Raw genomic sequence first — 17,788 nt, 5'->3', positions numbered from 1 at the left:
GTTACAGATCTACACTGACCGCCGAACATCATCACTCAGCCGAACAACATCACTCCGCCATAGGCCAGTTCCTCCCCTGCCCACCGCCCTCCTCCCCACAGAGGATTCATGCCCACTCCGTCAGGCCGCCCCGTGTACCACCCGGCGGGCCACGACGAACAGTTGCGCGCCGTGCTCCAGGACCTCAAGGCGGGTCGCTGGGTGTCGACGCGCAATCTGCTCGACTCGACACCCGACTGGGGACTGTGGACGCAACGCACGCAGATCCTGGCCGCCGCCGTCGCCGGTTCCGATGTGGTCAGGACCTGGCAGGCCGAGGAACCGCACAGCGCCGCGGCATCCGTGCTGAACACCAGGGTCCTCGTCGAGCGGACCCTGCGCGCCCATCGCGGCGGACACCGTCACACCAACGAACTGTGGCGCGAGGCGGCAGCGGCGTGCGGAGCCACGATCGACGCCTCGCCCGAGGACCCCGTGCCGTGGGTCTGCCTGCTCGCCCTCGCGCAGCTCGACAAGGGGCAGCGGTGGGACGAGCACCGCGTACCGGCCCCCGAGCCGATGCTCTTCCCCGGCCCCTGGCATCTGCTCGCCGAGGCCGACAAGCGCGACCCGGGCAACCGCGAGGCCTACCACCGGATGCTGCAGTTCGCCTACACCCGCCGCCCCGGCGGCCCGCTCACCGAAGCGGTCAACTTCGCCCACTGGGCGTCCGGTTCGGCGCCCGCGGGATCGGCACTCCACGTACTGCCCCTCTATGTGCGCGTCGAGCGGTACCGCAAGGACGGCGGCGCCGAGCACGCCCTGGATCTGCACTGGATCGGGGAGGACGCGACCCGTTCCGCCCTGCGCGCGCTGCACCTGTGGTTCGAGCACGCGCTGCCTGCCGCGACCTCGCTCCTCGACCTCAGCCACCTGGCCCACGCTCTGTGGGGCGCACATCAATTCCGGGACGCAGCCAGGGTGTTCGAGGTACTCGACCCCTTCTACACCGTGGCCCCGTGGACGTACCGCACGCGGTCGCCCGGTGACGCGGACGCGGCGGCCGAGGCGTTCACACAGGCACGTACGCGCTGTCTGAGCGCCTTACGAGACCCGGGCTGAGGCAATCGCCCCCTCCCGGATCAGCACGAACACGCCAGCACCACCCGCTCTCCCCCTCATCCCCCGCTCCTCGACGGAGGTATATCCGTGTCCCGCACCACCTGGTCGAGTCCCACATCGACCGCGGCCCCGCTGCCCGACGAGGAACAGAGGCTCAGGGAGCTCGGCTACCAGCCGGTCCTGGCGCGCCGGATGGGCGGATTCGGCAACTTCGCCATCAGCTTCTCCGTCATCTCGATCCTCTCCGGCTGCATGACCCTGTACGGCTTCGGGCTCGGCACCGGCGGCCCTGCCGTGATGCTCTGGGGCTGGGCGGGCGTCGGCCTCTTCGTGCTCTTCGTGGGCATGGCCCTCGCCGAGGTCACCAGCGCGTACCCGACGTCGGGGGCCCTCTACTACATGGCCGACCGGCTCGGCGGCCGGCGCTGGGGCTGGTACACGGGCTGGTTGAACCTGCTCGGCCTGCTCGGCGCGATCGCGGGCATCGACTACGGCGCGGCGCTCTTCTCCGGGGCGTTCCTGAACCTGAAGTTCGGCTTCACGCCGACGCCGGAGAAGACCTTCCTGATCTTCCTCTGCATCCTGCTCCTGCACGCCGTCCTGAACCTCTTCAACGTGCGTCTGGTCAGCCTGCTCAACTCGATCAGCGTGTGGTGGCACGTGGCCGGTGTCGCCGTGATCGTGGGCGCCCTCGCGATCGTGCCGGACCACCACCAGTCGCCCGGGTTCGTCTTCGGTGAGTTCGTCAACGACACCGGGTGGGACAACCCGCTCTACGTCACGGCGATCGGCCTGCTCCTCGCGCAGTACACCTTCTCCGGGTACGACGCCTCCGCTCACCTCTCGGAGGAGACCTCCAACGCCTCGGTGACCGCGGCACGCGGCATCGTGCGTGCCATCTGGGCGTCGTGGATAGCCGGTTTCGTCCTGCTGGCCGGGCTGACGTTCGCGATCCAGGACTACGCGGGGACGCAGAACAGCGAGACCGGCGTACCGCCCGCGCAGATCATGATCGACGCCCTGGGCGAGTCCGGCGCGACGGCCCTGCTGCTCATCGTGATCGTGGCGCAGCTGTTCTGCGGCAACGCCGAGACGGCGGCGGCGAGCCGGATGGTGTTCGCGTTCAGCCGCGACAACGCGCTGCCCGGCTCGAAGCTGTGGCGCAAGGTCAGTTCCCGTACGCAGGTGCCGGTGCCCGCGGTGTGGCTGTCGGTCGGTCTCGCCGCCGTCATCGCCCTCCCCTCCCTGTACTCGACGACCGCGTACACGGCCGTGACCGCCATCAACGTCATCGGGATCACGCCCGCGTACGCCATCCCGATCTTCCTGCGGCTGCGGGCGGGCGACCGTTTCCAGCCGGGTCCGTGGAACCTGGGCCGCTGGAGCAAGCCGATCGGCTGGGTCGCGGTGGTCTGGGTCGGCTTCGTGACGGTCCTGTTCTGTCTGCCGCAGGCCTCACCGGTGACGGTCGACACGATGAACTACGCGTCGATCGCGCTGGTCGTGGTGCTGACCCTCGCCACGGTGTGGTGGTTCGTGGCGCGGCGCTCCTACAGCACGCCGTCGGCGTACGGGTCGGAGCGGGAGCAGGCGGAGATCGCGGAGGACATCATCTAGCTCCCGGCAGCTCACGGCAGCTCACGGAGTCCCTTACGGGGTGCGGTCGTTGAGGATCCGCTGGAAGAGCCGGTGGTCGCGCCAGGCGCCATGGATGTGCAGGTACTCCGGCGCGACACCGAACTCCTCGAAGCCGCACTTGGCGAGAACGCGCTGCGAGGGGACGTTGTCGAGGAGGGTGTTCGCCTCGACGCGATGCAGGCCGAGCTCGGTGTCGGCGGACTCGCAGGCCCGGGTGACGGCGGCGGTGGCGAGACCTCGGCCGACGTGGTCCACGTCGATCCAGTAGCCGAGGGTGCCGCTGCGGAGGGGGCCCAGGGTGATGGCCGACAGGGTGAGCGAGCCGACGATCTCCCCCTCACGGTCGAGCACCCAGGGCGCGGCACGCCCGGCCCTCGCCTCCTCCAGCCGGCTGCGGAGCCGGGCGGCCTGACCCCGCGGGGTGAAGTACTCCTCGGGCCGGATCGGTTCCCACGGCTCCAGGTGGGCGCGGCTGTGCAGACAGGCGCGGGCGAGACCTTCCGCGTCCTCCAGCGTGGCGGGGCGCATGACGACGTCCGGGGTGATGCGGGCGGATTCCGTGATCATGCGCCAAGCGTAAGGAGTGGCGTCAGGACTGGCGTAAGGAGTGGCGTTAGGACTGCGGCACGCGCGCGTGCCGGTTCGGCTTCGGCCGGGCGCGCGCGTGCCCGGTGGCTCACCCCCGGTGGCTCACCTTCCGCCCGCCACCCGCAGGATGGTGCCGGTCGTGTAGGACGCCTCGTCCGAGAGCAGCCAGGCGACGGCCGCCGCGATCTCGTCGGGGTGGCCCGATCGCCCCAGCGGGATGCCCGCGGCGAGCTTCGCCGGGCGCTCGGGGTCCGCGTGGAACTCGGTCCAGATCACGCCGGGCGCGACCGCGTTGACGCGGATGCCGTCCGCCGCGACCTCCTTCGAAAGGCCGACGGTCATCGTGTCGACGGCTCCCTTGGCGGCGGCGTAGTGGACGTACTCGCCCGGGGCGCCGAGGGTCGCCGCCGCGGAGGAGATGTTCACGATGCCGCCGCCTGCGCCTGCGCCTGCGCCGGCGCCGGGGCCGGTCCGCTTCATGTCGCGGATCGCGCGGCGGGCGCAGAGGAGGTAGCCGAGTACGTTCACTTCGAGTGCGCGGCGCATGGCGGCGGCGTCGGCCTCGGCGAGGGGGCCCACCGGGGCGCCGATTCCGGCGTTGTTCACCAGTCCCGTGACCGGGCCGAGTTCCGCGGCGGCGGTGTCGAAGAGGCGGTCGACGTCTGCCTCGTCGGCGGTGTCCATCCGGACGGTGACGCAGCGGGCGCCTGTGCCTGTGCCTGTCGCGCGGACGGTCTCGGCCACCTTCTGCGCCGCCTCGGCGTCGGAGTGGTAGCCGATCGCGATGTGGTGGCCGTCCGCGGCGAGGCGGGTGGAGACGGCTGCGCCTATGCCGCGGCTGCCGCCGGTGATGACGGTTACGGGGTTCTGCGGCACGTTTCCTCCAGGAGCGGGTTGGGTGGGGCTGCGGTTTGATCGATCATTCCCCAAACCCGCCCCTTCCCGAAAACCCGCTGGCGCGGGGGCCTTGCGTACCGTCATCACCGGCTCCGCCGAGTTCGTCCTCAAACGCCGGACGGGCTGAAAAATCAGCCCGCCGGAGGCAAGACCTCAGCCCCTCCGCCCCCGCACGAACTCCCGCAGCGTCCCCGGCACGTCACCCCCGAACCGTTCGATCGCCTCCGTCACCTCATACAGCTGGTGGTGCGAGCCGATCAGGCGGAACAGTTCCCACAGCTTGTCCAGGTGGGCCACCACGTGCGCGTCCCCGTACAGGGACATCGCCCCCTCCCGCCATTCCTCCGGCGACGCGTCCACGTACTTCAGGCCGCCGCCGAACGTTTCCACGATCTCGGCCACGGAAAGCACCTGCCCCGTCAGCAGCACCACCGGGTCCGGACACGACGGCATCGGGTCCGCGAGAAGCCCCGCGCCCACCCGCGCCACATCCTCCCCCGCGATCAGCGGAAGCACCGTGTCCAGCGGGCCCAGCGGCATCGCCAGCTCGTGGCCGCCGCCCGCCCGCACCAGGAAGTCCAGGTTCTCGAAGAAGACCCCGGCGCGCAGGTGCACCGCCCCGACCCCCGCCCAGTCGAAGACCTCCTCCGCGACCCAGTGCTGCCGCATCCGCGGCGTCCCCGCGTCCGGCGCCGCCGCGAGCTGGGACACCTCGACGACGCGCTCCAGGCCCTCCCGCTTGGCCGCCGCCGCGAACGCGCCGGTCGCCTCAAGGAGGCCGTCCGTCACCGGGTACGTGAAGAAGGCGCGGCGCACGCCCCGTACCGCAGTGAGTACGTCCGTGATCTCGCGGAGGTCGCCGACGACCACCTCCGCTCCCAACTTCCGCAGCCCTGCCGCGCGTTCGTCGTCGGTGCGTACGAAAGCACGTACCGCCTGACCACGATCGAGCAGCAGCCGCACCACATGGCGGCCCGTGGACCCCTGCTGTCCACCCGCCGCTCCCGTGACAAGGACCGGTTCGTTCGACGCCATCCCGCTCACTCCTCTCCGGCCTCTCCGCGCCGCAGCGTGAGCGTGAACGCGCCCTGCCGCTCCAGATCACGCAGGAACGGCTCCGCCGGGAACGCCTCGCCGGGTGCGAGGACGCCGGTCTTCGTGGGCCCCCTCCCTTCCGCGATCCGCACCGCGCCTTCCACCGAGGCCAGCGCTCCGGCCCGCCACAGGTCGTGGCCCGTCAACTGCCCTGCCACGCCGCCCCCTTCCCACATGGCCTGGACGGCGATGGTGAAGTCGGTGCCCGCCCGCTCCGCGGCGCCGATGTGTTCGCTCTCGAAGGCGTCCTTGGCCTCGAAGGCGCTTGAGCTGAGCATCAGGTCGATGGTGCGGACGGGGACATGGCGCGGCACCGTCACGGCCTCGCTCGACGGGAACGGAGCGATCATCGAGCGCGGGCCGAGCGGCGGCGGGAAGGGGAAGACGGCGTTGCGGGGTTCGACGTAGCCCGTGTGCAGGGCGCCGTCGCTGAAGGTGAGGCGTTCGGTCTCGGCGAGGAGGTGGGTCGCGGTGTTCTTCGCGCCGGTGGTCAGCCGCCAGCCGTTCACGGCGTACGCGATGACGATCCGGTCGATGCCCGCGATGCCGTCCGACACCGCTCCCGCGAGCAGGTCGCCGAGGCCGCCGTAGAAGCTGAGACTGGGGATCATGACGGCGCCGGTGCGCTGCGCCGTGGCCTGCGCGGTGTCGAACACCCCTTTCACGTGGTGGGGTTCGAGCGCGTGGTCGATGTAGTGGCAGCCCGCTTCCGCGGCCGCGGTGGCGACGGGCGCGCCGGTGACGGCGAAGGGCCCCGCGCACTGGATGAGGACGTCGGCGTCCGTCATCACCTCGCGCAGTGCGGTGGCGTCGTCCACGGAGGCGGTGCGGGTCCGCACCCGCTGCCCCGCGTCGAGTTCGTCAGCAACGTTCCGCAACGCCTCGGCGTTGCGGCCGACCAGGAGTAACTCGGCGTCTCTGGCGAGGAGTTCGGATGCCACGAGGCGTCCGGTGTGGCCATAGGCACCGTAGATCGCGAAGAGCGGCTTTGTCATGCTCAACTCGCTTCCATACCGAAGGTATGCAACTGGTGCGGAACCTACGTACCCTGAGTATGTTCGTCAAGAGGAGCCGACCGTGATCCCGCCCGCGCACCCAACTGCCCGCCGTACACAGGCGGAACGCTCCGACGTGACCATCGCGCAGCTGATCACCGCGGCACAGCGGCTCTTCGGCGGCGAGGGGTACGCGACCACCTCGATCGCCGCGGTGGCGGCCGCCGCCGGGGTCACCAAGGGAGCGGCCTACCACCACTTCGAGGGAAAGGCAGCTCTCTTCCACGCGGTGTTCGTCCGTGAACAGGAGGAGATCGCGGCCGAGTTGGCGCGCGCCGCCGCCGAGGAGCCCGACGCCTGGTCCGCGCTGCGGCGCGGCTGCCGCCGCTTCCTGGAGCACTGCCTCGACCCCGGCTTCCGGCGGATCGTACTGCTCGACGCGCCCGCGGTCCTCGGCTGGGAGACCGTCCGCGAGATCGAATACGCCCATACTCTGCGGGTGTTGACGGACGGAATGCGTGCGGCGGCGACCGCGGGCCACTTCGGCGACGGAGATCTGGACGTGCGCTGCCAGATGATGTTCGGCGCGCTGTGCGAGGCGGGCATGCTCCTCGCCCGCTCGCCCGACCCGGCCTCCGCCCTCACCGCGGTGACGGCGGAGGCCGAGCGTCTACTGTCGGCGCTCGCCGCCCCCTAGACCCGTTCCTCCTAGACCGTCTCCCCGACTTCCTCGGCCGACTGCTCCGCGGGCAGGCTGTCCATGAAGGAGGAGACGGAGAAGACGGCGCGCCCCGGCCCCGCGGGGCCGTAACCGGGCGGTGACGTCAGGCCGTTGGCCTCCATCGTCGCGCGGTACGCCTCAAGGAGACGCACGTGGTACTCCAGCGGCGCGCCCTGCGGATTCGCCTTGCCCAGGGGCGTCGTGGGCTCCGGGCACCACGTCGTGAAGCGGGGCGTGATGCCGCGCGACATGAAGTACTGGAGCCCCTCGACGGTGGAGTCGATGGCCTCGCCCACCGTCTTGAAGCCGAACGGCTCCGCCATCTCCACGCCCGCCACGAAGTTCGGGATCACATTGCGCGGCCCGAAGACCTCGGCGGAGTCCAGGATGCGGCGGTGCCACTCGTCACGGCCGACGTAGCGCTCCTTGCCGGGGCAGTAGCGCTCGAACAGGTACGGGTCCCACACCTCGTAGTTGGGGTGGTAGATCCGCACGCCGTAGTCGTGGAAGCGCTGCACGTCCGCCTTGGGCAGCGCCTGCGCGACGACCTTGCCGATCCAGCGGCCGGGGAAGCGCTCCTCGATGGCCTTCGCGTACTGCCCGTAGAAGTCGGCCTCGTCCTTGCCGCCGATCTGCGAGGTGATGGCGCCGCCGGTGAGCGTGTACGCGGTGGAGGACTTCGCGGTGTCGTACTTGTCGATGATGGCGAGGGCTTCGAGGACCTCCTCCATCGGCTTCACGCCCGTGTAGGGGCGGCCCGCCGCCTTCTGCTGGCGCCAGTTGTGGTTGATGTCGCAGTACTGGCACTCCTCCTTGGCACCGAAGTACTGGCAGACCCGGAAGACCGTCAGATAGATCAGGTAGCCCCACTGGATGGTGGGCGCGACCTCCATCACGGACTTGCCGTTCTCAAGGGTGTGCCGGTAGTAGTCCGGCATCGGCGGCAGACCCACGTCGGAGATGCGTACGCCGTCCAGGTAGAGGCCGAGTACGCCGTCGTCGTCGGCCGCCACGCGGTACGGCGACGAGGGGTTCACGCGGACCGAGACGACCGTGCGGCGCAGGTCGTAAGGGCCACCGGTGAGGACGATCTCCTCGGGCGGACGGCGCAGGGCGGCGGCGCCGAGCTCGGGCAGGGTGCTGTGGTCGAAGGAGAAGATGAAGTACGACTTCGGCTTGACCTCGCCGCCCTCGTTGTCGCTGAGCGCGGACTCGTCGAACGCCATGCCTCCCCTGAGCAGGTCCTCCTTGATCACCGCCTCTCGCGGCACCTGCGGGAACCGCTCCATGAGTCCCTCGACGAGCTGGGTACGGCTCTCGCTGCGGCTTGCCATCTGCCGGGCACCTCGGATCCTGTCGGTGAATTGTGCTTTCCCGTGACCCCCACGCTAATACGCGGCTTTTCCGGCGCGGATCCGCCTCCGGTCTCAGGGGGCCTCCGCCGTGGGGCGGTACCTCCGGCTCGGTGTCCGCGTGCCGGGAACCTGGCGGTGCCGCCCTCGCGTTGTCCTGGCATGAACGAGCTGGTTGCCGGGGGGAACGTGCCGCTGCCGGACGGTGCTGTCACCCTCCGGGTGCCCGGCCCCTTCGACCTGTCCGTGATCGTCACGGGCGACAGCGGGAAGGTCGCGGGCGACGCCGACTTCGTCTTCTACAACCAGCCCGCCACGTCCGGCGCCCGGCTCCAGGGCGACACGGTCACGGTCGACGGACGGCGCCTTCGCGCCGGTGCCAGCCGCGTCACCGTGGCCGTCAGCCCCGCCGAGCCGGGCACTCCCTTGGGCCGGCTCCCCGCCATCGCGCTCCAGGTGCACGGGCCCGGCGGCCGGCTTGTGGCTCGTTTCACACCGCCGCGCCCCGACCGCGAGACGGTGCTGCTGCTCGCGGAGATCTACCGCCGCGGCCAGGGGTGGAAGCTCCGGGCACTCGGTCAGGGGTACGCGGACGGGCTCGCCGGGGTGGCGCGCGACTTCGGGGTGGACGTGGCGGAGGAGGACGTGGCGGAGGGAGTCACGCAGCCGCCGGTCTCCGCGGGATCGCCGGTCGCCGCGGGGGCGTCGGCGAGCGTGCATGCCGGTGCGTCGCCGTCCTTCCGCCCCGCCGCGTCCAGGCCTCCCCTACCCTCCGGCCCGCCTGCCCCCGACGGGTTCCTCCCGCTGGTCAACGCCGCGCGGGCCTCGGTCGGCGCGCCTCCCGTCGCTCTCGACGCCCGGCTGACCGCCGCCGCGCACGCGCACGCCGCCGGGATGGCGGCGCGGTCCACGCTCAGCTCGGAGCACTCGGACGGCACGTCCCTCTACCAGCGCGTCGTCGCGGGCGGGTACGCGTACCTGGCCATCGGCGAGCATCTGGTCTCCGGGCCGCGCTCGCCCGCCGAGTTCGTGGAGTACTGCCTCTCCGGCGAGCAGACGCGGCGTACGGTGCACAGCCGCTCGTACACGCACGTCGGGGTGGCCCATACCGCCGACGCGCGCTCCGGGGACGTCTACTGGACGGCGCTGTGGGCCGCACCGTTCAGCGGGCAGGGCCTGGCGGAGTGGGCGGCGGCCGTGCTCCGTCTCACCAACGCCGAGCGGACGGCCGCGGGTCTGCGCCCCCTCTCCCCCGATCCGCTCCTGACCGTGGCGGCGCAGGGCCACAGCGCGGACATGATCGCCCGCGCCTTCTACTCCCACACCTCGCCCGACGGCGGCGAACCCTGGCACCGCGCGTCCGCCGCGGGCAGCACGCACCGCGCGATCGGCGAGAACATCGCCTGCGGGCAGCGCACGCCCGCCGAGGTGGTGGACGGCTGGATGAACAGCCCCGGCCACCGGGCCAACATCCTCAAGCCCTCCTTCACCCACCTCGGCGTCGGCTTCGCGGGCGGCGGCTCGGCCGGGACGTACTGGACGCAGCTGTTCGGCGGCTGAGGACCGCCGGGCAGCCCCGCCGCGGCCCCGGCCACCGCCGTCGCCTCAGCCCACCGCCACCGGCACCCCGCTCCGGGCCGACGCATAGCCAGCCGTCACGATCTTCAGCGTCCGCAGCCCGCCATCGCCGTCGGCCACGTCCATGCCGCCCTCGCCCGGACCGTGGAGGAAGGCCCGCAGCATCCGCTCGTCCAGGTCGGCGCCGAAGGGCAGTTCGAGGCCTTGGCGGCGGCATTCGCTGTAGCCGTGCACCGACTGGTCGAAGGCGTCCATCTCCAGGGTCGCCCGCTCACCGACCACGGTGAGTTCGAGGCCGCCCCAGGAGTGGTGGGAGCGGGGATGCGACCAGCTGCAGTCGATCGTGGCCACCGAGCCGTTGTCGTAGGTCACGGTGACCAGACCGCTGGTCTCGGCGTCGACCTCACCCTCGTACATGCGGTTGTTCGTCTGGGCGTACACGTCGACGGGGCGCGCGTCGCCGAAGAGGTCGTCCAGGAGGTCGGCTATGTGAACCGTGTGGTCCATCAGGGCGCCGCCGCCCGCGAGTTCGGGGTCGGCGAACCACCGCCGCGAGGCCGGCATAGAGCCGTTGTTGGCACCTGACACGGTCAGGACCCGGCCTGCCTCACCGGACGCGACGGCCGCCTTGACGGCCGCGTACGCGGGGCTGAACCGGACCGGGAAGGCGACCGCGAGCCGTACCCCGGCCTCCCGGCACGCCGCGAGCATCGCCTCGCCGTCCTCGACCGTCGTGGCCAGGGGCTTCTCGCACAGGACATCCACGCCATGGGACGCGGCGAGCTCCACCAAGGGGCGGTGGCGGGCGTTCTCGGAGCAGACGATCACCGCGTCCGGGCCCCAGGCGAAGACTTCCGCGTACGTCTGCGCGTACGCGACCCTCATCTCGTCGGCGAAGGCGCGCCCCCGCACCTCACCGGGCGCGGCCGACCCGCTGTCCGGATCGCTGCCGATCACCTCGACTCCGGGCATGCGGGCGAGGAGCCGGAGGTATCCGGCCGCGTGGACATGGGCGAACGACAGAACGGCGACCTTCATCGCGCGACCTCCTTGACACCGGCCCGGATCTCTACCGCGACACCGGTCCGGAGCTCCACCGCCCGGCCCGTACGGCTCGACTCCACGGCAGCCTCGGCGATCCGCACCGCCTCGATCCCGTCCCGCGCGCGCACCCGCGGTTCTCCGCCGCCGTCCTCCCAGGAAGCCGCGAACTCCCGCAGCTCGGCCAGGTAGGGGCTCTCCGTCATCGGGCTCGACGGGATGCCCTCGTTGGCCGCGCGCACCCCTTGCGCGGTGATCCGGTAGCCGGGCACGGACGTGGAGTCGTGCCGCAGCAGCCCGTCGCCGCCCGCGACGCGGAACGTCGTACGGAACTGCTGGTCCGGAAGGCCCCAGAGCCCGGTGACGTGACTGATCGCGCCGGAGGCGTGGGTGAGGACGGCGGTCGCCGAGACGACCTCGGCCTGGCCGCCGCCCGTGGCGTGCTCGACGCCCCGCGTCTGCGCGTGCACGCGGACCACGTCGCCCGCGACCCAGCGGGCGATGTCGATGTCGTGCACCATCAGGTCCATGATGACGCCGCCGGACTTGGCGGGGTCACCGAACCAGGGCGCCCACTGCGGCCGCGCCCCGCCGCGCGTGAACCGCAGCACCGCTAGGTCACCCAACTCGCCTCGCTCGACGGCCTGTTGCATCGCCGCATACGCCGGGAAGTACCGCACGACATGGGCGGGGTGCAGCCGGACACCCGCCGCCTCGGCGGCTGCCGCGATCTCCTCGGCGTCGGTGGCGCCCAGCGCGAGGGGCTTCTCGCAGATGACGTGCCGGCCCGCCGCTACGGCCGCGAGGGCGAGTTCCTTGTGCGTGGGGGTGGGGGTGCATATGTCGACGGCCGTGCAGTCGGCGAGCAGTTCACCGAGGTCCGCCACCGCGGTGACCTCGCGGCTCGCGTACTCGGCGGCGAGCTTCTCCGCCGAGCCGTCGACGGTGTACACACTGACGCGCGCACCCAGTTCCAGCCAGCCGGGGAGATGGGCGCGGGCGATGCCGCCCGCCCCGATCAGGCCGATATGAAGCGGTCGCATGTAGGGAGTTACCTTTCCTGGTTCCTGTCCTGGTTCCTGAAAAAAAGGGGGGGTCAGCTCTTGGAGCCGGAGAGGGCGACGCTCTGCACGAAGTGCCGTTGCAGGAAGACGTAGACGATGAGCATGGGCAGGCTCGCGATGAGCGAACCGGCCATCATCACGGGGTAGTTGGTCTCGAACTGGCCCTCCAGTGAGGTCAGTCCGGCGCTGATGGGCATCTTCTGCGGGTCGGTGTTGACGATCAGCGGCCACAGGAGGTCGTTCCACGACCACATCGCGGTGATGACGGCGAGCGCGGCGAGCGCGGGCCGCACCAGCGGCAGCATGATCGACCAGAAGATGCGGAACGAACCCGCGCCGTCGATCCGCGCGGCCTCCTCAAGCTCCTTGGGGAGCGTGAGGAAGAACTGGCGCAGCATGAAGGTCCCGAACGCGCTGAACATGCCCGGCAGGAACAGCGCGGGCGCCGAGTTGAGCAGGCCGAGCCGCTGGATGATGTCGTACTGCGGCAGGACGAGCAGCGAACTGGGCACCATCAGCACGGAGAGGAACAGCGCGAACAGGACGTTACGGCCCCGGAATTGCATGCGCGCGAAGGCGTAGGCGGCGAGGGAGCAGAACACCAGCTGTCCGACCGTGCGCCCCACGGTGTTGAAGACGCTGTTGAACAGCATGTCCCGGAACGGCAGCGCGGTGAAGACCTCCTCGAAACTCGACCAGTTCCAGGTGTCGGGCAGGAACGTCGGAGGCACCTTGGCCGTCTCGGCGAGAGACTTGGCCGCGGTGAGCAGCTGCCACAGGAAGGGGAAGACCATCACCAGGGCGCCGAGCGAGAGCGCCGCGTGGGTGGCGACCGAACCGGCGTTGATACGACGGGCGTTGATACGCCGACGGGGCGAGGACTCACGCATAGTGCACCCACCTCTTCTGCAGCCTGAACTGCACCAGCGTCAGCGCCGCGATGATCAGCATGAGCAGGAAGGCGAGCGCGGCTGCGGCGCCCTGGGCGTTCTCGACGAAGGCCCATTTGTAGAAGAGGCTCACCACGGACTGGGTGTCGCCGATCGCCGGGTTCTTCTCGGCCATCATGATGTAGATCAGGTCGAAGGTCTGCAGCGAGTTGATCATGCAGATGATGGACGCGAAGAAGATCGTCGGGCTGAGCAGCGGGAGCGTGATCGTGAAGAAGCGGCGCAGCGGCCCCGCCCCGTCCAGCTCGGCGGCTTCGTAGTAGTCCTGCGGGATGCCCTTGATACCCGCCATGAAGATGATCAAGTAGTAGCCGGTGGTCGACCAGACCATGACGGTGCCGATCGCGTACACGGCGGTCGAGGGGTCGGAGACCCAGTAGCGGCGGTCAGCGCCGAACCATTCGAGGACTTCGTTGATCAGTCCGTAGTCGCCGTTGTAGAGCCAGTTCCAGACGAGGCCGACGGCGACGGGCAGCGTCACGAACGGGATGAAGTACAGGGCCCGGTAGACCGAAACGCCGCGCAGTCCGCGCCGGTTGAGCAGCGCCGCCACGAAGATCGCGAGCGGCAGGGCGAGCAGCCCGATGACGCAGTAGATCAGGGTGTTGCCGAGCGCCTGCCACACGGTGACGTCCTTGAGGACGCGCACGTAGTTGTCCGTGCCGATCCAGGTGTGGCCACCGAACGCCCCGAACTCGGTGAAGCTGTAGTAGAAGGTCTGGAGCAGCGGCCAGAAGTAGAAGACGGCGAAGCCGATGCCGAGCGGCGCGATGAAGAGATAGGCGGCGCGCTGGCCACGGGACTTCGGCGCGGCGGCGGCCGAGGGACTGCCGCGGCTCGCCTTCTTCGCCGCCGCCGTGGAGGGAAAGACACTCATCATGCGCGCTCCTCCTTCAGGGCTCGGTCCATCTGCTCGCCCAGGGTGCGGGCCGCGCTCTCGATGCCACCCTTGCCGCTGAACGCGGAGCCCAGGAGCGGGTATTGAAGGTTCTCCCAGACCGCGGTGTTCTTCGAGCTGGGGTAGGGGACGGCGTACTCCAGCATGTCGACGAAGCGCTTCAGGTCGAACTCGGGCATCGACTTGAACCAGGCATCCTGCGTCCCCTCGTACGAGGAGATGGTGACGCCCGCCGACGCCTGGATCTCTGCGGCCTTGCGGCCCGCCATGAAGTGGACGAACTCCCAGGCGGCCGCCTTCTTGCGGCTCTTGGCGGAGATGACGTTGGCGAGGCCGTGGATGATCGTGGCGCGCTCCCGGCCCTTGGGCAGGACGGTGACGCCGGCGTGGTCCTTGATCGCGGGAACGGCGTAATACTGCCCTGAGAACGCGGATATCTCGTAGACCATGGCGGCCTTCTCCGACCAGAAGCGGTTGCGGGCCTTGGACTCGACCATCGCGCTCTGCGGCGGGGACCAGCCGCGGTCGATCATGTCGGTCCAGTAGCGCAGGCCCTCGATGGAGCGCTCGTCGCCGAAGCCGGACTTCCCGTCCTTGAGGACGTAGCCGCCCGCTCCGTGGATGGCCGGGTAGAGCTGGCCCTGACGGTCCATCTCGGCGGCCATGCCGTGCACGCGCTCCCGTGGGTTGGTGAGTTCGGCGGCGGCGTCGCGCACGTCGTCCCATGTCCACGTCGTGTCCGGGTACTTGATGCCCGCCTTGTCGAAGAGCGCCTTGTTGTACCAGAGGCCGATGGTGTCGAAGTCCTTGGGAATGCCGTACTGCGTGCCCTGGTAGGCGTAGATCTTCGCGAGCGACTCGGGGTGGCGGTCCAAGGGGGTCGCGTCGCTCTTGATGTGTCCGCTCAGGGGCTCCAGGACGCCGCTGGAGGCGTACAGCTGGAGATTGACCGCGTTCATCCAGAACACGTCCGGGGCCGTGCCGCCGCGCATCGCGGTCTTCAGGGTGGTCCAGTAGCTCGACCAGGGCGTGAGCTCCATGCGCACGGATATGCCGGGGTTCTCCTTCTCGAAGGCGTCGATCACCTTCTGAAGACCGGGCACTTGGGCCACGTCCCACACCCCGTACGAGAGGGTGGTCCTGCCGCCGCTCTGCTTGCCGTCGTCACTCTGGCCGGAGCAGGCGGCGAGCAGGGGCGCCGCCATCGCTCCGTACAGCAGAGTCCTCCTACGCATGAGCGCCTCCGCTTCCGGGCTGTCTTCCTTCGGGTGTCCTGGAGCTGATCTAGAGCGCCGAATCCGTCAGGAGATCGGATTCGACCTGGTCAAGTGCCTTGCGTACGGCGCCGATCGCGACGCCCTGTTCGCCGAGCGTGCTCAGCGCGATGCGCGGGACGTGCAGGGTCAGCGGGCGCAGCCTGTCCTCGATCAGCGGCACCAGGTGGCCGCCCAGCGGGGTCGCGCCGCCGGTGAGCACCACGAGTTCCGGGTCGACGGCGAGGGCGAGGGCGGCGATGCCCGGCGAGATGCGGTCGGCGAAGTCCGCGACGGCGGCGAGGGCTCGTGGGTCCGCCGCGTCCGCCGCGCGGGCGAGGGCGGCCACTTCGGACTCGCCGGAGCGCCGGTCGCCACGCCAACTGAGCGCGTCCTGGGCGGTGTTCATGCCGAGCAGTGGAAGCAGGCCGAGTTCGCCCGCGCCGCCGCGCCGCCCCCGGTGCAGCCGCCCGCCGATGGTGAGGCTGCACGCCACGCGGTGGCCGGTCAGGACGCAGACGACGTCGCTCGCGAGGGTGGCCGCGCCCTGCCAGCGCTCGGCGAGCACGGCGAGGTTCACGTCGTTCTCGACGAGGGTGTGCCCCGCCTCCCCGTCGCCGAGGAGCCGCCCGAGGTCGACGCCGGACCATTCGGGGATGACGTGGGAGGTGATGGTGCCGCCCGCGTCGACGACGCCCGGGACGCCCACGCAGCGGGCGAGGATGTCGTCGCGCCGCACGGAGTGCGCGTCGAGGAAGGCTTCGAGGCCCTTGCGCAGGAGGTCGAGCCGCTGGGCCCCGCCCAGCTCCGGGTCGATGTCCTCGCGCCGCACGGCGAGCACCGTGCCGCCGAGATCGGCGAGGAGCAGCACCATTTTGTGCAGGCCTATGTCGGCGCCCACGACACGGCCCGCCTCCACGCGGAACCGGAACCGCCGGGCGGGGCGCCCCGGCGCGCGCTCGGCGCCGTCACGCTCGGCCTCCCCCGCCCAGCCGTGCGCGGTCAGTTCCTCGACGGCGGCTTCCACGGTGGGCCGGGAGAGTCCCGTGCCCGCGGCGAGTTCCGCGAGCGTCTGGGGGCTGCGGCGGTGCAGGGCGCGCAGCACGACGGTGGTGTTCAGCCGGCGCAGCGAGGCGAGATCGTGCCCCCGTGTCCCGTTCCGCAACACTTCTTCACCCCATGTCGAGGCGGGGGCAGCCCTGTTGACCAGTGGATCGACCGCTGCTCCCGGAGATTAGGGAGGAGACTTGCATATCCCTGGCCGACGGGGAACCCCCTTCGCGCCACCCCTCGCTCCTGATGACCTCCTGATGACCCAACAGGAAACACCCGGGTTAACTCCGTGCGCGACCCCTTGCCAACGGAGATAGTACGTGTTCGGATTATCTCCATCGAGCGGTCACCCACCGCCTCGTAACCGCAGCTCAGACCCTGTACGGCGGGCCAGTCAGGCCTGCCTGAGCACCCCATAGCTCCCCATACCCCGTAGCTCCCCATACCCCTCGCACGATGTGTCCGGAGTCGTGCTGCCCGTATGCCTGCGGCAGCCCGTGGCAGCCCGAAAGCCCGAAAGAAGGGAACCCCCGTGTTCGATCTTTCGTCCGTCGACCTGCTCGACGCGTTCACCCGCGAACTGCGACTGTGCAAGCTCCGCGAGGGCGAGCACGTCGTCGTCCTCTCCGAGCCCGGCAGCCGCGGTGACTACGTGGCGGCGGCGTTCGGCGCCGCGAAGACGTGCGGCGCCCATGTCATCGCCGCGACCGTCCCCGGCGGCAGCCCCGCCCCGATGCCGAGCACCCACACCGGCGCGGGCCCCGGCCTCGTCTCCGTGCTCAACGACTCCACCGCGCAGGACCTGCTGAAGTCGGCCGATCTGGTCGTCGACCTCACCCGTGAGGGCTTCATCCACGCGCCCGTCCAGCAGGAGATCCTGCGGGCGGGCACCCGCATCATCTTCGTCTGCGACGCACCCGACGTCCTCATCCGCAATCTGCCCAAGGAGGCCGACAAGGACCAGGTGCTCGAAGGCGTCCAGCTGCTCAAGCGGTCGTCCGTCATGAAGGTCACCTCGGACGCGGGCACGGACCTGACCGTGCAACTCGCGGGCTCCAAGCCCGAGTTCCAGTGCGGCTTCGCCGACGACCCGGGCCGCTGGGATCACTGGCCGAGCACCATGGTGCTGTGCTGGCCGGAGATCTCCGACGGCCAGATCGTGCTCGCCGAGGGCGACATCCTGCTGCCCTTCAAGGAGTACGTCCGTCAGCCGGTGACCCTCCAGATCGCGGGCGGCCGGATCGAGAAGGTGTCGGGCGGCGCCGAGGCCGAGCTGCTCACCACCTTCTTCGAGGACGCCGACGACCAGTGGGCGCGCAGCCTCTCCCACATGGGCTGGGGCCTGATGCGTACGGCCGACTGGTTCGCCACCGCGATGTACGGCAAGGACGACCTGATGGGCATGGACGCCCGCGCCTTCGCCGGAAACTTCCTGTGGTCGACCGGACCGCACCCCGTCCTCGGACGCGAGTCGTACGCGCATCTCGACATCGCCATGCGCGGCTGCACCGTCAGGGTCGACGGCACCGAGGTCGTGACGGGCGGCCGTCTCACCGAGCACTGA

At 70.4% G+C, this 17,788-nt stretch carries 16 protein-coding genes; 5 read left to right on the top strand and 11 right to left on the bottom strand.

Annotation, left to right across the window (positions count from 1 at the left end; translation table 11 throughout):
- Window positions 1-108 precede the first annotated feature (108 nt).
- Together E5671_RS39025 and E5671_RS39020 are read left to right on the top strand one after the other, a co-directional pair.
- Window positions 109-1,101 carry a hypothetical protein gene (locus tag E5671_RS39025; protein ID WP_160508945.1) on the top strand — a complete coding sequence of 331 codons (993 nt, stop codon included), beginning with the start codon at window positions 109-111 and terminating at the stop codon, window positions 1,099-1,101.
- A gap of 87 nt (window positions 1,102-1,188) precedes the next feature.
- Window positions 1,189-2,718 (top strand): amino acid permease, encoded by a 1,530-nt coding sequence (locus E5671_RS39020; RefSeq protein ID WP_336605976.1) that lies wholly within the window; start codon window positions 1,189-1,191, stop codon window positions 2,716-2,718.
- Between the two features lie 33 nt (window positions 2,719-2,751).
- Here the strand turns inward: E5671_RS39020 and E5671_RS39015 are convergent, their stop codons facing one another.
- The 4 genes from E5671_RS39015 to E5671_RS39000 form a co-directional block, all read right to left on the bottom strand.
- The gene (locus E5671_RS39015) at window positions 2,752-3,306 is read right to left on the bottom strand and encodes a GNAT family N-acetyltransferase (protein WP_160508944.1); all 555 of its coding nucleotides are present in this window, start codon (window positions 3,304-3,306) and stop codon (window positions 2,752-2,754) included.
- Between the two features lie 123 nt (window positions 3,307-3,429).
- Window positions 3,430-4,203 (bottom strand): SDR family oxidoreductase, encoded by a 774-nt coding sequence (locus E5671_RS39010; protein WP_160508943.1) that lies wholly within the window; start codon window positions 4,201-4,203, stop codon window positions 3,430-3,432.
- Between the two features lie 174 nt (window positions 4,204-4,377).
- Window positions 4,378-5,259 (bottom strand): NmrA family NAD(P)-binding protein, encoded by an 882-nt coding sequence (locus E5671_RS39005; RefSeq protein WP_160508942.1) that lies wholly within the window; start codon window positions 5,257-5,259, stop codon window positions 4,378-4,380.
- A gap of 5 nt (window positions 5,260-5,264) precedes the next feature.
- Entirely contained in the window at window positions 5,265-6,314 is a 1,050-nt protein-coding gene (locus E5671_RS39000; protein ID WP_160508941.1) for a saccharopine dehydrogenase NADP-binding domain-containing protein, read from the bottom strand.
- 82 nt (window positions 6,315-6,396) lie between these two features.
- On the opposite strand from E5671_RS39000, the gene E5671_RS38995 reads away from it, so the two are divergent.
- A complete protein-coding gene (locus tag E5671_RS38995; RefSeq protein ID WP_160508940.1) occupies window positions 6,397-7,011 on the top strand; it encodes a TetR family transcriptional regulator in 615 nt (204 codons plus the stop codon).
- An 11-nt stretch (window positions 7,012-7,022) separates the two neighbouring features.
- Here E5671_RS38995 and E5671_RS38990 read toward each other — a convergent pair whose 3' ends face one another.
- The gene (locus E5671_RS38990) at window positions 7,023-8,369 is read right to left on the bottom strand and encodes a radical SAM protein (RefSeq protein ID WP_160508939.1); all 1,347 of its coding nucleotides are present in this window, start codon (window positions 8,367-8,369) and stop codon (window positions 7,023-7,025) included.
- Window positions 8,370-8,549: 180 nt separating this feature from the next.
- On the opposite strand from E5671_RS38990, the gene E5671_RS38985 reads away from it, so the two are divergent.
- Complete coding sequence (locus E5671_RS38985; RefSeq protein WP_160508938.1) at window positions 8,550-9,947, top strand: CAP domain-containing protein; 1,398 nt, start codon at window positions 8,550-8,552, stop codon at window positions 9,945-9,947.
- Between the two features lie 45 nt (window positions 9,948-9,992).
- Here E5671_RS38985 and E5671_RS38980 read toward each other — a convergent pair whose 3' ends face one another.
- The 6 genes from E5671_RS38980 to E5671_RS38955 are packed head-to-tail and all read right to left on the bottom strand — an operon-like array spanning window position 9,993 to window position 16,339.
- Window positions 9,993-11,003, bottom strand: coding sequence for a Gfo/Idh/MocA family protein (locus E5671_RS38980; RefSeq protein ID WP_160508937.1), 1,011 nt, complete (start codon window positions 11,001-11,003; stop codon window positions 9,993-9,995).
- Entirely contained in the window at window positions 11,000-12,049 is a 1,050-nt protein-coding gene (locus E5671_RS38975; RefSeq protein WP_160508936.1) for a Gfo/Idh/MocA family protein, read from the bottom strand. Before E5671_RS38975 ends, E5671_RS38980 begins: the two co-directional genes overlap by 4 nt.
- Before the next feature lie 53 nt (window positions 12,050-12,102).
- Entirely contained in the window at window positions 12,103-12,960 is an 858-nt protein-coding gene (locus E5671_RS38970; RefSeq protein WP_160508935.1) for a carbohydrate ABC transporter permease, read from the bottom strand.
- Entirely contained in the window at window positions 12,953-13,900 is a 948-nt protein-coding gene (locus E5671_RS38965; RefSeq protein WP_237330331.1) for a carbohydrate ABC transporter permease, read from the bottom strand. The genes E5671_RS38970 and E5671_RS38965 overlap by 8 nt, the downstream gene beginning before the upstream one ends.
- Entirely contained in the window at window positions 13,897-15,153 is a 1,257-nt protein-coding gene (locus E5671_RS38960) for an ABC transporter substrate-binding protein (protein ID WP_160508934.1), read from the bottom strand. The genes E5671_RS38965 and E5671_RS38960 overlap by 4 nt, the downstream gene beginning before the upstream one ends.
- A gap of 49 nt (window positions 15,154-15,202) precedes the next feature.
- On the bottom strand, window positions 15,203-16,339 hold the full coding sequence (locus E5671_RS38955) for an ROK family transcriptional regulator (RefSeq protein ID WP_336605975.1): 1,137 nt from the start codon (window positions 16,337-16,339) through the stop codon (window positions 15,203-15,205).
- 417 nt (window positions 16,340-16,756) lie between these two features.
- Here E5671_RS38955 and E5671_RS38950 point away from each other — a divergent pair, with 417 nt between their 5' ends.
- Window positions 16,757-17,788 carry a hypothetical protein gene (locus tag E5671_RS38950; RefSeq protein ID WP_160508932.1) on the top strand — a complete coding sequence of 344 codons (1,032 nt, stop codon included), beginning with the start codon at window positions 16,757-16,759 and terminating at the stop codon, window positions 17,786-17,788.

It is taken from the genome of Streptomyces sp. BA2 (assembly GCF_009769735.1).
GTDB lineage: Bacteria > Actinomycetota > Actinomycetes > Streptomycetales > Streptomycetaceae > Streptomyces.
The sequence above is the reverse complement of the archived record's forward strand: the minus strand, read 5'-3'. Positions and strand labels throughout refer to the sequence as shown.

What these genes read in the sequence shown, in the direction of transcription:
- E5671_RS38970 (WP_160508935.1), bottom strand. Translation starts at nt 12,960, where the DNA reads ATGCGTGAGTCCTCGCCCCGTCGGCGTATCAACGCCCGTCGTATCAAC.
- E5671_RS38985 (WP_160508938.1), top strand. Translation starts at nt 8,550, where the DNA reads ATGAACGAGCTGGTTGCCGGGGGGAACGTGCCGCTGCCGGACGGTGCT.
- E5671_RS39005 (WP_160508942.1), bottom strand. Translation starts at nt 5,259, where the DNA reads ATGGCGTCGAACGAACCGGTCCTTGTCACGGGAGCGGCGGGTGGACAG.
- E5671_RS38990 (WP_160508939.1), bottom strand. Translation starts at nt 8,369, where the DNA reads ATGGCAAGCCGCAGCGAGAGCCGTACCCAGCTCGTCGAGGGACTCATG.
- E5671_RS38965 (WP_237330331.1), bottom strand. Translation starts at nt 13,900, where the DNA reads ATGATGAGTGTCTTTCCCTCCACGGCGGCGGCGAAGAAGGCGAGCCGC.
- E5671_RS38980 (WP_160508937.1), bottom strand. Translation starts at nt 11,003, where the DNA reads ATGAAGGTCGCCGTTCTGTCGTTCGCCCATGTCCACGCGGCCGGATAC.
- E5671_RS39025 (WP_160508945.1), top strand. Translation starts at nt 109, where the DNA reads ATGCCCACTCCGTCAGGCCGCCCCGTGTACCACCCGGCGGGCCACGAC.
- E5671_RS38975 (WP_160508936.1), bottom strand. Translation starts at nt 12,049, where the DNA reads ATGCGACCGCTTCATATCGGCCTGATCGGGGCGGGCGGCATCGCCCGC.
- E5671_RS38960 (WP_160508934.1), bottom strand. Translation starts at nt 15,153, where the DNA reads ATGCGTAGGAGGACTCTGCTGTACGGAGCGATGGCGGCGCCCCTGCTC.
- E5671_RS39000 (WP_160508941.1), bottom strand. Translation starts at nt 6,314, where the DNA reads ATGACAAAGCCGCTCTTCGCGATCTACGGTGCCTATGGCCACACCGGA.
- E5671_RS39015 (WP_160508944.1), bottom strand. Translation starts at nt 3,306, where the DNA reads ATGATCACGGAATCCGCCCGCATCACCCCGGACGTCGTCATGCGCCCC.